The sequence below is a fragment of the Desulfobaculum xiamenense genome (assembly GCF_011927665.1).
Classification (GTDB): domain Bacteria; phylum Desulfobacterota; class Desulfovibrionia; order Desulfovibrionales; family Desulfovibrionaceae; genus Desulfobaculum; species Desulfobaculum xiamenense.
Genome location: NZ_JAATJA010000004.1, coordinates 104,004 through 117,934 on the forward strand (window position 1 = coordinate 104,004; position 13,931 = coordinate 117,934).

Annotated in this window: 12 protein-coding genes; 6 read left to right on the forward strand and 6 right to left on the reverse strand. The window is 68.7% G+C overall.

Features of this window, described 5'->3' with window-relative positions; genetic code table 11:
* Position 1: 1 nt before the first annotated feature.
* From GGQ74_RS14500 to GGQ74_RS14510, 3 genes are read right to left on the reverse strand one after another with little or no spacing between them, the layout of a single operon-like run.
* Positions 2-1,150, reverse strand: a complete 1,149-nt coding sequence (locus GGQ74_RS14500; RefSeq protein ID WP_167942314.1) for a radical SAM protein — start codon at positions 1,148-1,150, stop codon at positions 2-4.
* Positions 1,147-2,142 carry a D-glucuronyl C5-epimerase family protein gene (locus GGQ74_RS14505; RefSeq protein WP_167942315.1) on the reverse strand — a complete coding sequence of 332 codons (996 nt, stop codon included), beginning with the start codon at positions 2,140-2,142 and terminating at the stop codon, positions 1,147-1,149. The genes GGQ74_RS14500 and GGQ74_RS14505 overlap by 4 nt, the downstream gene beginning before the upstream one ends.
* Positions 2,139-3,332, reverse strand: a complete 1,194-nt coding sequence (locus tag GGQ74_RS14510; RefSeq protein ID WP_167942316.1) for a glycosyltransferase — start codon at positions 3,330-3,332, stop codon at positions 2,139-2,141. Before GGQ74_RS14510 ends, GGQ74_RS14505 begins: the two co-directional genes overlap by 4 nt.
* Before the next feature lie 238 nt (positions 3,333-3,570).
* Between GGQ74_RS14510 and asnB the strand changes: the two genes are divergently transcribed.
* The 3 genes from asnB to GGQ74_RS16540 are packed head-to-tail and all read left to right on the forward strand — an operon-like array spanning position 3,571 to position 8,928.
* Entirely contained in the window at positions 3,571-5,568 is a 1,998-nt protein-coding gene (gene asnB / locus GGQ74_RS14515; protein ID WP_167942317.1) for an asparagine synthase (glutamine-hydrolyzing), read from the forward strand.
* On the forward strand, positions 5,565-7,742 hold the full coding sequence (locus tag GGQ74_RS16535; RefSeq protein WP_167942318.1) for a tetratricopeptide repeat protein: 2,178 nt from the start codon (positions 5,565-5,567) through the stop codon (positions 7,740-7,742). Before asnB ends, GGQ74_RS16535 begins: the two co-directional genes overlap by 4 nt.
* Positions 7,743-7,785: 43 nt before the next feature.
* On the forward strand, positions 7,786-8,928 hold the full coding sequence (locus GGQ74_RS16540) for a glycosyltransferase (protein ID WP_167942319.1): 1,143 nt from the start codon (positions 7,786-7,788) through the stop codon (positions 8,926-8,928).
* Positions 8,929-8,961: 33 nt separating this feature from the next.
* Here the strand turns inward: GGQ74_RS16540 and hflX are convergent, their stop codons facing one another.
* The 3 genes from hflX to GGQ74_RS14540 form a co-directional block, all read right to left on the reverse strand.
* Positions 8,962-10,632, reverse strand: coding sequence for a GTPase HflX (gene hflX, locus GGQ74_RS14530; RefSeq protein WP_209280218.1), 1,671 nt, complete (start codon positions 10,630-10,632; stop codon positions 8,962-8,964).
* Positions 10,633-10,880: 248 nt separating this feature from the next.
* A complete protein-coding gene (locus tag GGQ74_RS14535; RefSeq protein ID WP_167942320.1) occupies positions 10,881-11,480 on the reverse strand; it encodes an IMP cyclohydrolase in 600 nt (199 codons plus the stop codon).
* A 232-nt stretch (positions 11,481-11,712) separates the two neighbouring features.
* Positions 11,713-12,276 carry a tetratricopeptide repeat protein gene (locus tag GGQ74_RS14540; RefSeq protein WP_167942321.1) on the reverse strand — a complete coding sequence of 188 codons (564 nt, stop codon included), beginning with the start codon at positions 12,274-12,276 and terminating at the stop codon, positions 11,713-11,715.
* Positions 12,277-12,606: 330 nt separating this feature from the next.
* On the opposite strand from GGQ74_RS14540, the gene flgB reads away from it, so the two are divergent.
* The 3 genes from flgB to fliE all read left to right on the forward strand — a co-directional run bounded on the left by flgB (position 12,607) and on the right by fliE (position 13,918).
* On the forward strand, positions 12,607-13,017 hold the full coding sequence (gene flgB, locus GGQ74_RS14545) for a flagellar basal body rod protein FlgB (RefSeq protein WP_167942322.1): 411 nt from the start codon (positions 12,607-12,609) through the stop codon (positions 13,015-13,017).
* Between the two features lie 6 nt (positions 13,018-13,023).
* Positions 13,024-13,461 carry a flagellar basal body rod protein FlgC gene (flgC, locus tag GGQ74_RS14550; RefSeq protein ID WP_167942426.1) on the forward strand — a complete coding sequence of 146 codons (438 nt, stop codon included), beginning with the start codon at positions 13,024-13,026 and terminating at the stop codon, positions 13,459-13,461.
* A 175-nt stretch (positions 13,462-13,636) separates the two neighbouring features.
* Entirely contained in the window at positions 13,637-13,918 is a 282-nt protein-coding gene (fliE, locus tag GGQ74_RS16600; RefSeq protein ID WP_167942427.1) for a flagellar hook-basal body complex protein FliE, read from the forward strand.
* The last annotated feature ends 13 nt before the right edge of the window (positions 13,919-13,931 follow it).

A 13,931-nucleotide genomic window follows, 5' to 3' on the forward strand; every position in this document is an offset into this window, starting at 1 on the left:
GTCAGAACAACCCGCAGCAGCGCAGGCAGGCCGGAAACCGCCCGTGCGCCTTGAGTGCCGCCCGGAACGTGCGCATGGAGTCGCCGTTCCACAGGATGGGCAGCGGGGTTTCGAACACGTTGCCGAAGCTGACATCGAAGCAGCGCGTGAGCACGGTGAGCCGCCCGTCGGCCAGCACCTGCGCATGCTTCCACGGTATGAAGCAGGTCCGGTGCCCGAAGTGCCTGAACGGTTCGCGGTAGTAGGCGGCGATGTCGTCCGACGTCGTCAGTGGTGGGGTGAGGAGGACCGGCGCGTCGAGCGGCGCGGCGAGCATCTCGGCAAGCTGACTGGCGAGGGTGCCTGGGTCCACGTCGCGCGGGTTGACGCCCGCCGTGCACATGGGGCGGCTGGTCCCGATGCGCGAGAAGAGGCGGTTGTGCATTTCGGCCTGTTCGTCGGTCACGAAATTCATGTGCGACACGGTCACGAGGTCCGGACGCAGGGAGCGCAGATGCGGCATCAGAGCGGCGATGTGGGCGTGGCTGTCGGCGGTGATGGTGCAGTTGATGGTGATCTGCGGCCACGTGCGCCCGAGGCGGGCCTTTTCCTCCTGCACGAGGCGGATGCCCTCCGTTGCGTGCTGGAAGGAATCCGCCACGCCACGCACGGCGTTGTGGATGCGCGGCGGCCCGTCGAGGGACACGCTGAGCGTGCGCAGGCCCACGCGTACGAGCATGGCCGCCATGCGCGGGAGCAGGTAGCCGTTGGTGGTGATGGCGGCGTGCATGTCGCGGCTGGCCACGTGGGCGAGGGCGGCTTCCAGATGCGGCCACAGGAGCGGTTCCGTGGACGTCAGCGAGACGAGCGGCGCGTGGTCGCACACCGAATCGACGAGGGCGCGAAATTCGTCGATGCCCATGTCGCGGTGCGGTCCGGCGAGTTTGTCGTGGAAGGGCGTGTCCGTCTCGCCAAGCCCCACGTCGCACATGCGGCAGCGCAGGTTGCAGCGCGAATTGACGGCCACGTAGACCACGCTTGGCGGCGGGGCCGTGAGCACGCCGGGCACGAAGTACCGGGCGCTGGCGAGGCGGTTTCTGGCGAAGCGCACCGCCTGTTGCGGGTCGCTCCACACGGCGCGGGCGAGGCGGGGCAGGTTCGGATGCGTCATGCGATGTCCTCCTTCGCGGCCGGGGGGCGCATTTCGCGCAGCTTGCGCAGGGCGAAGGCGGCAAGCCCTCCGCCGGGGCCGAGGGTGTGGCGGACGTTCGTGGTGTAGTAGGCGGCGAGGATGGCGGCGCGAAGTGCCGGGGATGTGCGGTGGCGCGTCCAGCCTTCGGCCACGGAACCAAGGCCGTGGCCCGGAGCGATGGCGTCCAGCGTGATCAGAAGCGCGTGGTTCAACTGGTGGTATTCGAGGGAACACAGCGGCCCGTGCGCGCCGTAGCGGCTCCAGCGTCCGCGCCAGTCCCAGACCGGCAGTAGTCGCGCCAGTCCTGCTATTCCATCGTCGAGTAGCGAGCTGTCGCCCGTGGTGTGGGCGAGGTCCGCGCAGGCGACGAGGGCGAAGAGAAAGCCGTCGAGCACCACGGTGGGCTCTGGGGTGGGGTATTCCTCGAAGCAGAGCGTGCCGTGCAGCTCGGTCCGCAGTCCGCCCTCGCGCAGGTCGATGCGCAGGGCGTCGAGGGCGCGGATGGCCAGCGCGGTGTGGTCCGGCATGCCCGCAGCCCGCGCCGCGCGGAAAAGTAGGCTCGCCCCCAGCCCCTGCGCCAGTGCGCTGGCCCACGGGGCGCGAAGCGTCATGCCCATGTGTGACCAGTCGAAGTCGTAGGTCCATGCGGGAAATCCGTTGTGCTCGCGGGCGTTGGCGGCGAGCCACGCCACGGCGGCGCGGGTGCGGTCGAGGGCTTCGGCGTCGCCCCGCGAAAGTCCGATGGTGAGGTTTACAAGGCCCCACCATGCGGTGTGGGCCGGGTTCACCCGCCAGCCGATGCCGGGATAGTGCCGCTCTAGAGCACCGTTTTGCATTCGAAGTCGCAGTCCGTGTCCCGAGGGGGTCACGCCCCACAGGCCGTCGGCCACGAGTGGGTAGCCCGGCGCGTCGTGCGGGCGAAGGGCGATGGCGTAGCCGGGGTCGAAGCTCGCGTTGAAGCCGAGAATCATGGCGAGCCTCCAAGCAGGCGGGCGTAGAGCTCCGAAAGCCGCGATTCCTCGGCGGCCCACGAGAGTTCGTGCCCGGCCCGCGTCGCGGCCTCGCGCAGGCTGGCGGCGTGCGCGGCGTCGTCCATGATGCGTGCGAGCGCGCTCGCGATTCCCGCGCTGTCCGTAGGGTCGATCACCAGTCCGCAATGGCGCGGTTCGGCCACGGCGCGGATTTCCGGCAGGTCCGGGTACAGCAGGGGCAGCCCTGCGGCGAGGGACTGGAAGAGCGCGTTTGGCAGTGAGAAGCGGTAGTTTTGCGAAATGGGGGTGTAGAGGATGAGCGAGGCGTTGGCGCCGCAAACGAAAGGTACCACTTCCCAAGGGGCCACGGGCGGCAGGGCGTGTACGCGTCCGGCAAGGCCCGCCATGCGGGCGGCCGTGGCGATGGCCTCGTGCCCGCGTCCGAGCAGGGCGATGTGGGCGTGCTCTGGCAGGGCTGTCAGCGCGGCGAGGGCTGCGTCGGTTGGGCGTCCGGCCTTGGCCTGCCCGATCACCGCCACGAGGAAAACGTCTGGCCCGACGTCGCAGGCATCGCGGATTCCCGTGGATGGCGCGACGTCGAGGCGGGCGTCGTGACAGTTGCGGATGACCGTGGCCTCGCGTCCGTAGCGCTCGCGGTAGAGGTCCGCCAGCCCGTCGCAGACCGTGATGAGGGCGGCGCAATGGCGCACGCAGGCGGCTTCCAGCCGGGCCAGCAGCGGGTGCAGGACGAGGCGTTCGGCCATGCCCGCCGCGTCGGGGCGTTCCATGGCCGTGTAGAAGTCGTGCGCGTCGTAGACGATGGGCGCGCCGGTGCGCCGGGCGCGGGCGTAGACCGCCGGGAACTGGTAGGGCGCGTGCAGGTGGTAGAGCGCGGCGTCTGGCGGGGTGGCGCGATAGGTGGCCGCCCCCAGCCGCCACAGGTAGCGCGAGGCCACGGCCAGCGCCCCGCGCCCGGTGTCCGGCCGGGCGACGGCGGTGCGGGTGGCGAGGCCGAGAGACTGCGGGAGCGGCAGGCCGGGTGCGCCCTCGACCACGACGGAGCGCAGGCTCAGCCGCGCAACGGTGGCGGCCTGCTTCATGGTCCGGCTGTCGCGCGAGAGCGGCAGCGGGGTGACGCTCGCCACCGTCGCGGGACGTTGGGAGTGGTCTGAAGATGGATACTCGGCCATTCCCGTACGTTAGCACATGCGCACGATGCGGTTCAACAGTGGCGCGGCTGGCGTGGGACGTCCCGAACGTGGCGCGAAGCCGTCTTTCGTCCGGAAGTGCGCCTGACGCGGCGGCTGCCGGGAATCGGGGGGCGGTGCGACGCTGTCTCGGAAGCCCATGATTCGCGCCGGACCTCCTTGACCTGCCTCGGCCTGCCCGATAGTCTGTGGAATCCTCCGAAATCTCTGGAGAGTGCGCATGTGCGGGATTGCGGGAATCGTTTCCGACGGCGCGGGCTGGGCGCGCCTTGGCGGCATTACGGGCATGGCCGATGCGCTGGCGCATCGTGGCCCGGATGACGAGGGCTATGCCGTGTTCCGTGCAGACGGAAGCGGTGTGTGTCTCGCTGGCGGTCCCGCCACGCCTGCTACGGCGTGGTCTCTCGATGCGCCGTACGCCCCGGCCGTGCGCCGGGAGAACCTTGGCGCACACGGCGCTGGCCTCGCACTGGGCCACCGCCGCCTGTCCATCCTCGACCTGTCTCCCGCCGGGCGCCAGCCCATGTGTACGCCGGACGGCCGCTACTGGATCGTCTACAACGGCGAAATCTACAACCACGTCGAACTGCGCGAAGACCTCGAACGCGCGGGCGAAACCTTCCGCTCCACCTCGGACACGGAGGTGCTCCTGCGCCTGCTGGCGCTTCGCGGCGAGGCCGCCCTTGGTGAGCTGGAAGGCATGTTTGCCCTCGCGCTCTACGATTCCCACCGCCGCACGCTACTCCTCGCGCGCGACCCCTTCGGCATCAAGCCGCTGTACTGGTGCGCGTGGCCGGGGGGCATGGCCTTCGCCTCGGAACCGAAGGCCCTGCTCACCCTCGACGGCGTGGTGCGCGCGGCCGACCCGGAACAGGTGGGGCGGTATCTGGCTGGGCTACCCACGGACGGCGGGGAGCGGACATTCTTCGCCGATGTGCGACGCCTCCCGGCCGGACACCTGTTGACGGTCACCGTGCCTGCGGCTGTGGTCTCCGGTCCGTATCGCTGGTTCGACCCGACGCCCGCGCCACAGTCCACGATGGGCTTTATGCAGGCCGCAGCCGTGCTGCGCGGCATGTTCCTCGCGGGGGTGGCGCGGCACATGCGAAGCGACATTCCCGTCGGCGCGGCGCTCTCGGGCGGGCTGGATTCCTCGGCGGTGCTCGTGGCCATGCGTCATCATGCGCCGGACGCGGACCTCTCGGCCTTCAGTTTCGACGCCGGGAAGGATGCGCCTTCCGAGATTGGGCATGCCCGGACGGCCGCGCAGGCCGCAGCGGCGCGGATACATGTGGTGATGGCCGAACCAGCCGACCTTGGGCGGGACATGGCGGACCTCATCCGGGCGCACGACGAGCCGGTGCGTTCGGCCAGCGTTTACGCCCAGTACCGGGTCATGGCTGCGGCGGCTGATTCCGGGGTGCGCGTGCTCTTGGACGGACAGGGAGCTGACGAACTGGCCGCAGGGTATCGCCCCATGGTGGCGTCGCGCATGGCGTCGCTTGTCTCTCGTTGGCAAATTTTCGAGGCCGTGCGGCTGTGGCGGGCCGCGCTGGCTCTGCCGGACGTGAGCGGGGCGGCGCTTGTGCTTCGCGCTGGGAAGCTTCTGCTGCCGCCGTGGGCCGAGCGCGTGGCCCGCGCCGTTCCCGCCCTGCGCCTGCTGCCGCGCTGGGTCGATGCCTGCTGGCTGGCCGAGCGCGGGGCCTTGCCGCATCCCGCGCCTGCCCCGCACGGTCCGGACCACCTGCGCGCGGCATGTCTCGACGCGTTGACTGCGTCCTACCTTCCGGAACTCCTGCGCTATGAGGACCGCAATTCCATGGCCCATTCCGTGGAAAGCCGTCTGCCCTTTCTGACCCCGGAACTGGCTGGGTTCCTGCTCCATCTGCCCGAGGGGCACCTCGTTGGAGCTGATGCGCGGGGCAAGGCTGTGCTGCGCAGTGCTCTGCACGGCATCGTGCCGGACGCCATCCTCGACAGGCGCGACAAGATCGGCTTTGTCGCGCCGGATGCGGCGTGGCTTCGCGCCGCGCCGCATTGGCTGCGCGGAGTACTCCACGGCGACGGCCCGCCCATGTTCGACATGCCCGCCCTGCGCCGCGAGGCCGAACGCTTCCTTGGCGGTGGAGCCTACGCCGAACGTTTGTGGCGTGGGGCGATGCTCGCCGCGTGGGCGCGCGAACTCGGTGTGGAGTTCGACGGCGGAGGCGCGCGGTGACGGCATTCATGGATTGCCTTGTCATCGTGACCCTCGGTTGGCTTGCCCTGCGTGGCTGGCGGCGCAAGGCCTTTTCCGAGGACGACGGCAACTGGTTCTTCCTCGCCGCGTTTCAGGGACGCGGGGCGCGGCTATGGCACGGCGGACTGCACACAGTGGGCTATTTCGGCATTGAGTGGCTGGCCGCGCAGGCCGCGCGCATCGCCGGACGCCGCGACGCCGCGTTTTTCTACGCCTGCAAGGCATGGTGGCTGACGGCCACTGCCTGCGCCGCGTATTTGGCTGCGGACGCCCTGTGGGGGCGCGCGGCCGGGCTTGGGGCGGGGCTGGCATTTCTCGCTGCCTGCGCCGCGCCGTCCACGCTATTCTCCCTCACCTACGGCGAACACGTCTTTCTGCTGCCGCTGGCGTTGTGCCTCACCCTTCTGGGCCATGCCGGGGACGTGGGCGCGTTGGCCTTCTTCGGGGCCGGGCTCATGGCCGGGTGGATGGTGCATATCAAGCTGACCGCGCTGGCGTGGGCGGTGGTAGTGCCGCTGGCCTTCCCCTTCTTGCCCGGCCCGTGGACGGCGCTGTGGACCTACGCCGTGGGCTTCGCCGTCATCATGCTCGCCCCGCTGGCGCTCATCCCGCTGGTCGAGAAGTGCTCGCCGCGCCAGTACCTTATCAACCTCGTGACGCCGCTGGCCGAGTACGCGGGTTACGTGCTGGAGCGCCTTGGCGTCATCGGCGCGCGGGAGCTGTGGAACCGCGCCTTCAACTCGTGGGAGTACGGCATCGCTGAGGCCGGGGACAGCTACCTCGGAGTGAACAGCGCCACCTCGCGCGGGCGGCGGGGGCTTCTCGCGTGGCGCAACCTGCGCTGGAGCCTTCGCGACCTGTGGGGTGTGCTGTGCGTTGCCGGGGCGTGGCTCGTGTGCTGGCCCCTGCGTGGTGACGGGGCCACGGCGGCGCTCATTGGCGTTGGTGCGGTGCTCGTTGGCATGCAGCAGGTGCAGCAGAACTATTTCACGCCGCATTTCAATCCGCTGTGGCTCCCCGTGGCGCTTCTGGCCGGTGCCGGAGCGCACTGGGCCGTTCAGACCGGGGGCATGGCGTGGTGGGCGCTCGTTGGCGTGGGGCTTGCGCAGGCGGGGTGGCTGGCGCTGCGCCTGCGGCGTTTCGCCGTCGAGGAGCGCGAAGGGCGAAATCCCGACGGGACCACCTCCATGTGGGGGCTTTTCGCTCTGGCGCGGGAGGTGGGTACCGCCGTTCGCGAACTGGCCCGCGAGGGCGAGCGGCTTCTGGTCTGGGGCGACCATCCGGCCCTGTATCTCTACGCGGACCGTTTCTACATCGGCCGGGCCACGTTTTTCCTCTACGGGCACGGGGCGCGGCTGCGCTATGCGGACTGGCTCGTCTCCGAGATGCGGCGCGATCCGCCGGAACTTCTGCTTTTCTTCACGTACCGCGTGCGCGACGAGTGGGACGCCGCCGCCGTGAGCCGCCGTACCGGCGCGGCCTACCTGCCGGAGCGGCTGTTTCGCGTGCCCGCCGCCGATCCGCAGGCTCCCCCGTACGATTTTGGCCTGTACCGGCTGGACGCCGCGCAGTGGCGGCAGGCGCTTGTGGAGGAGGCCCGCCGGACCTGCCAGCGTGAGGACCGCGACGCCGCGCGGGTGCGCCTTGAGCGTGTGCTGGCGCGTTATCCGGGCGATGCCGAGGCGTCCTTGCGCCTCGCCATGCTCGACGTGGAGCGCGCCGCACGCGCGGCGTGGCTGGAGACGCGTCGTGCCGGGGCGCATGCGCCGGACGAGCGGGCCGCCGTGCTCTTTGCCATGGCGCAGGAATCCGCGCGCGGTGGGGACCAGCGGGCGGCGGCGCGCATGCTCGACGAGGCGCTGGCCCTCGCGCCGGACGACGCTGGCATGCTCACCGCGCGGGGCGAGGCCGCATACGCGCGGGGGCGGGCGGCCGAGGCCGTGGCCTTCCTGCGCCGTGCCCTCGACATCAATCCGTATTCCGCCGACGCGTTGACGGACATGGCGGTCATTCTTGCCGGTCAGGGACGCCGGGACGAGGCCGCGACGCTTCTGCGCCGCGCCCTCGACGCCGTGCCCGACCATCGCGACGCCCGGCAGAGCCTTGCCGCCCTCGGCATTGCGCGGCACGAGGCCGCAGAGGGGGCGTCGTGAGTCTGACGGGGAATCGGTTACAGGTGGCGGATGGAGGCGAAGGGTGCGCGTAGCTCATGTGTCCTTGAGCGTGGAATACTACCCCGGCGTGGCACGGCAGCGGGCCGACGAGGCCGTGGCCGCGCGGCTGTTGGACGGCGACGCGTGGGACGTGTTCGTGGTCTCGGGGCAGGAGGGCTACGGGCGCGACGGCGTGCGGCGTATCGCTCCGGACGTGCCGGGGTGGTTGACGGGGCTGTTTCCGCCGGGGCGCGGCGGGGTGGGGCGCATTGGCATGGCCGGGCGCGCGCTGACCCTGAATCTCGCCCCGGCGCGGGGGGCCTTCAACCGTGTGGTGGACGCGCTGGCTGGGGAGTACGACGTGGTGTTGGCTCGCTATTACCCCGGCGAGATATGGGCGCGGCCCATGCGCAGGCGGGAGAACGTGCTTTTCGTGCATCACACGCTGGCCGTGCGTGAGCTGGGGCTTGAGAGTCGGATGGGGGCGCTGATCGAGCGTGTGACCGGACCCCGGCGGCAGCGGGGATGCCTCGGCGTGGTGGGCGTCACCCCGGAGATAGCACGGGCCGAGGCGTTACGCGCTGGCGGGCTGGCGTGGCTGAGTATGCCCAACGCCATCCACGCGCAGCGCGTCCGGCTGGCTGGTGACGTGCGAGGGGACGCCCTGCGGTTGGTGATGGTGGCCGGACGCTTTCGTCCGTGGCACGGGCTGGACGTGGTGCTCGCGCGTATGGCGGAGTACGCCGGGCACGAGCCGTTCGAACTGCATCTGGCCGGGGCGCTGGACGCGGACCTGCGGCGATTGGTCATTGGAACGCCACGCGTGGCGTGGCATGGAATTCTTGAGCCTGCGCCTCTCGATGCGCTTTTGTCCACGGCGGACGTGTGCTTCGGCAGTATGGCCATGCATCGGGCTGGGCTGGCCGAGGCCTCGTCCATCAAGGTTCGCGACGCCCTCGCCCGGGGGCTGCCAGTGGTGGCCGGATGCGCGGACCCGGCATTCCCGGCGGATTTCCCGTGGTACATGCCCCTTGAGCGGGACTGGGCGTGGGGCGAGGCGCTGGAGCGGGCGCGTCGGGCACGCGGCGCGTCGCGCGCGGAGGTGGCAGCCGCCGCGCGCGAACACATCGACTATCTTCCCGTCATGCGGAGATTCCTCGCCGATTTGCGGGGCCTTGTGCCCTAGGGCTTCGTGTCGTCCCTTCCTGCGGTGCGCGTTCTAGCGGCCGTGCTCGTCAGCTGTTTCGTCGTCCGACGGAAGCTCCCGTTCCCACTGCTCGGTTTCGTCGTCGCCCTCGTCCACGGCGGTGGCCTCCTGCGCCCAGTCCTCGGCGTCGGCCTCGTGCCAGCCCGGGAAGGCGGCGGTGAGGATGGCCGTCACCAGCGGGCGCAGGCTCGGGCGGTCGATGGCTGAGGCGGGGATGCCCTCGGGGTAGATGTTGCCCACCAGCATGCGTTGTTCGTCGTCGAGGCTGTCCCACTTGTTGAGGACCATGATGCGCGGGATTTCGTGCAGGTCCATTTCGCGCAGGATGTCCTCCACGGCGGCGACGTGGGTTTCAAGCTCCGGGTGCCCCGCGTCGGCCACGTGCAGGAGCACGTCGGCGGCTTCCAACTCTTCGAGGGTAGCCCGGAAGGCCTCCTTCAGTTCGTCGGGAAGCTGGCGGATGAAGCCCACGGTGTCGGTGATGATGATCTCGCGCTCCTCGGGGAAGCGCAGCCTGCGGGTGGTGGGGTCCAGCGTGGCGAAGAGTTTGTCCTCGGCCAGCACGGTGCTGCTGGTGAGGGTGTTGAGCAGGGTGGATTTGCCAGCGTTGGTGTAGCCCACCAGCGCTACCACGGGCAGCCCGGCCTTGGCGCGGCGGGTGCGCGTGGCCTTGCGGCGCTTGCGAAGCTCCGTGAGGTCCTTCTTGATGCGGGTGATGCGCTCGCGCACGCGGCGGCGGTCCACTTCGAGCTTCGTCTCGCCGGGTCCGCGTCCGCCGATGCCGCCCATGAGCCTGTCCATCGCCCGGTTCTTTCCCACCAGCCGGGGCAAGGTGTACTGCAACTGGGCCAGCTCCACCTGCAGCTTGCCGGAGCGCGAGGTGGCGTGCTGGGCGAAGATGTCGAGGATGAGCTGCGTGCGGTCGAGGATGCGGCGTTCGGTGATGTCGGCGAGGTTTCGCATCTGGGCCGTGGTAAGTTCCTGATCGAAGATGATCACGCCCGCGTTTTCCTGAAGGGCCATGACCTCAAGCTCGGCGAGCTTGCCCTTGCCGAGGATGGTCTTGGGATTCATGACGCGTACGCGCTGGATCATGGTGCCGCCCACGTCCACGCCCGCCGTGGACGCGAGGTCCGCCAGTTCGCGAAGGGAGATTTCCTGCGCGGCGCGGGCCTCGGTGGATACGCTGACGAGCATGGCCCTGTCGCGGCGTCCGCCGGATTGCGTCGAGCCGGATGCGGCTGCGCCCGCGCGACCCATCTCGTCCTCCAGCGCCTCGATGCGCGAGAGGTAGTTGGTGGTGACGCGGTGGTAGGGCGTGGGGCCGGTGATGTCGTAGGCGCGGCCTTCGGGATTGGGCGGCAGGAGCGTGGCCTCGTGCACGTCGCGCGGGGAGCCCATGTCGTCCACGGTGAGGGCCGTGACGGCGTCGAGCCGCAGGAAGACCATGTCCATGAGGTCTTCCTCGGTGAGCGCCTCGTCCGTGAGGTGGGTGTGCAGCAGGCGCAGCCCGCGCAGCCTGCCGGGGCTGCGGCGTTCGCCGGAAATGTCGGGGATGAAGATGCCGCCCGGTTCGCCGACGATGACCATGGACGGCTTGCCCTGACGGTCGATGAGCACGCCGATCTGGCGGCCGATGCCGCGCGAGAGCACCGCGAGTTCGCGGGCCTGGTCGTTGGTCATGCCGCCCTCGTGGGGGTAGCGGCGCTGGTAGAGGCGGGCGACGGCCTTGAGCTGGCTGGGCTTGAGACTCTGGGTGTTGCCGAGGACTTTCGAGGCTATGGCGGTTCTCCTTGCGGCGGCGGACGCCGTCTGTGCTTTTCGGAAGATATATGCCCGCCATTGGAAGCAGGCAACATGTTCCGGCAGGGGACGCGCGCGGAGAACCCCGCGGCCGCGTCGGCGACCGCGGGGGAATCGTCGAAGCTGGCCTATGCCTCGTGGGATTCGAGGTAGTCGGCGATCATTCCGTCGTAGCGGTTGGTCTGGCGGAAGGTGAGGGCGGCCATGTCCTTGCGCAGGGCGAGGGGGGCCTTCATGCCGTTGGCTTCCAGCTCTTCGCGGATGCGCGCGTAGTGCTGCGGACCGGGGGCCACGAGGACGGAGTGGAAGTTCTTGGCGCTGGCGCGCAGCATGCAGGGACCGCCGATGTCGATCTGCTCGACGGCGGCCTTGAGGTCCAGCCCGCGGGCGGCGGCCTCGGCGAAGTTGTAGAGATTGACGCACACGAGATCGAAGGGCGCGAGGTCGAGCTTCGCGAGGGTCTCCATGTGCTCGGGGTTGTCCTTGTCGGCGAGGATGCCGGCGTGGATGTGGGGGTGCAGGGTCTTGACCCTGCCGTTCATGATTTCGGGGAAGCCGGTCACCTCACTGACGGAGGCCACACGAAGGCCAGCGTCGAGGAGCATTTTCCGGGTTCCGCCGGTAGAGAAGAGTTCCACGCCGTTCTCGGAGAGAAAGCGTGCGAAATCGACCAGTCCCGTCTTGTCGGTCACGCTCAGGATGGCGCGCCGAATGGACACAAGCTCCATGTCGAAACCTCGCTTCTGGGGGTTTGGGTTCGGGAGGGCTGTGCCAGAAAACGGGGGTTTAGGCAAGGCGAGCGGGCGTCCCCTTCGCGCACGACGAGATGCCCGGCCCCCGGCCCGGCGCGAATCGCGCCGGAGCCGGGAAACCAGGCAGGGGAGGGGAGATCATTGCGTCATCGGCAGCCGCGCGACGGATGGCCGGGAGGGATCCGAAGCCCGCGCCGCGCCGGAGCCGTTATGACCTGAGCTGTTCGAGCAGCTCGCGCGCCGCCTCGTGCGAGGGGTCGTTGGCGAGAATCTGCTCCAGATGCGCCATGGCCTCGTCGGTCCTGCCGAGGCAGGACAGGCAGCCCGCCAGAGAGTATCTGACGTCGTGCTTGAGCGGGGAGATGGCGAGAAAGTTTTCCATGTGGGGCAGGGTTTCCTCGATGCGGCCGAGGGTGTGCCCCAGCTGGACCATCATGAACACGGCGATGAGGTTTTCGGGGTTGCGCTCCAGCGCGCCCGCGAAGTGCCCGAAGGCCTCCTCGTGCCTGCCCAGTTCCATTTCCACGAGACCCATGCCCGCCAGCGACTTGTCGTCGGCATCGATGGACGCGGCCTTCGTGTAGAGTTGAAGGGCGTCATCGAGGTCGCCGCGCTGTACGGCGATGGTGGCAAGCCCGAGATAGGGATCGGGATGCACGCCATTACAGGTGACGGCCTTGCTGTAATACTCGTGGGCCTTTTCCAGATCGCCCATGAAGAGATAGCACTCTCCAAGTTCCTTGTTGATCTCGTAATCAAGATGGCTGCTCATCTCATTCCCCTCCTCTGGGAATTCCGGGAACCGTTCCCGGCACGAAAACACGATGCGCTCCGGCCGTTGGTCCGGCCGATCGGTGCGGCACATATGACCGCCCGCCCATCGTCATGCAATGCGTGTGCCACGGTGTGGGCGCAAGGGCATGGCGCGGGGGCGGCGTTGGTTTGTTTTCGCGGTAGGCTGGGGGGTTATGGGCGGGTGCGCCGTGGCGGCGAGGCGGTTGGCACAGGCGTTGCTTTATCCCCTGTGCGCACCGGGGCGGGGTCGGAACCCCGACGGGCGCACCGCGGCGCGATGCAGCGGGAAATGCAGGAGGAACGTGGGATGAAGAGCCTTTTCGGATCGCATATCAACCTTACCGCAAAGGTACTGGACATGCGGCTCATGCGTCAAAATGTCGTCATGAGCAACCTGTCCAACATCACGACCCCGAACTACAAGGTCCAGCGTCTGGAATTCGAGAAGGATTTGCAGGCGGCCCTCGACCTCGACGCCCGGGGCAAGATGACGCGCACGCAGGCCGACCACATCCCGCATGTTTTCGAGGCGGGGCAGTTCGGCCCCGATCTCGCCTCGAACCTGAAGCACCGCGTGATTCACGGCGAGGACAACGTGGACCTCGACAAGGAAATGTCCATCATGGCCAAGAACAGCCTTGCCTACAACGCGTTGACCACCGTCATTAAGAAGAATTTCGAGGGGATGACCAACATCATCTCCGAAGGAGGGCGATAGACCATGATGGATTTCATGACCGCACTCGACATCGCCGCGTCCGGACTGTCCACCGAACGCACGAGCATGAACATCACGTCCATGAACCTCGCCAACGCCAAGACCACCCGCACGCCGGAGGGCGGTCCCTACCGCCGCCGCGCAGTGGTCCGCGCCACGGCCGACGTGGATTCCCCCTTCTCCAAGGTGATGCAGGACTCCATGAGCCGCGAGCTGAAAGGCTCCCGCGTGCTGGGCATCGCCGAGGACTCCCGTCCCATGAAGCGCGTCTTCGAGCCGGGACACCCCGATGCCGACCCGCAGGGCTACGTGTCCTACCCGGACATCAACGTCGTCGAGGAAATGACGAACATGCTGACGGCATCGCGCGCCTACGAGGCCGGGGTGACCTCCATCCAGTCCATCAAGGGCATGTACTCCAAGGCCCTTGAGATAGGCCGCTAGGCGAAGGGGGAGATTCATCATGGTCGATATCCGTAGCGCAGCGCTTTCCGCATACCGCACCGCCATGCAGAGCGGCAGCATCAACGGCGTGGGCGGCGTGAAGCCGCTGTCGAAGGCTTCCCCCGCGTCGTCGAGCTTCGCCCGCGCGGTGGACACCGAGGTCCGCCGTCAGCGCATGGACGATCCTATCGCCACGGCCCGCGCCGAGGAGACCGCCAAGCATTTCATGAAGGTCCAGAAGCCCTTCACCGAGACGGTCACCGACTCCCTGCATAAGGTCAACGAGCTCGACGCCGTCAAGACGTCCATGATTGAGGAGTTCGCCTCGGGACGCTCGCAGAATGTGCATGAGCTGATGATCAGCCTCCAGAAGGCGGGCCTTGCCATGCGCATGACCTCCGCCGTGCGCAACAAGGTGCTGGAGGCCTACAAGGAACTTTCGCGGATGCAGTTCTAGCCGCATCCTGACA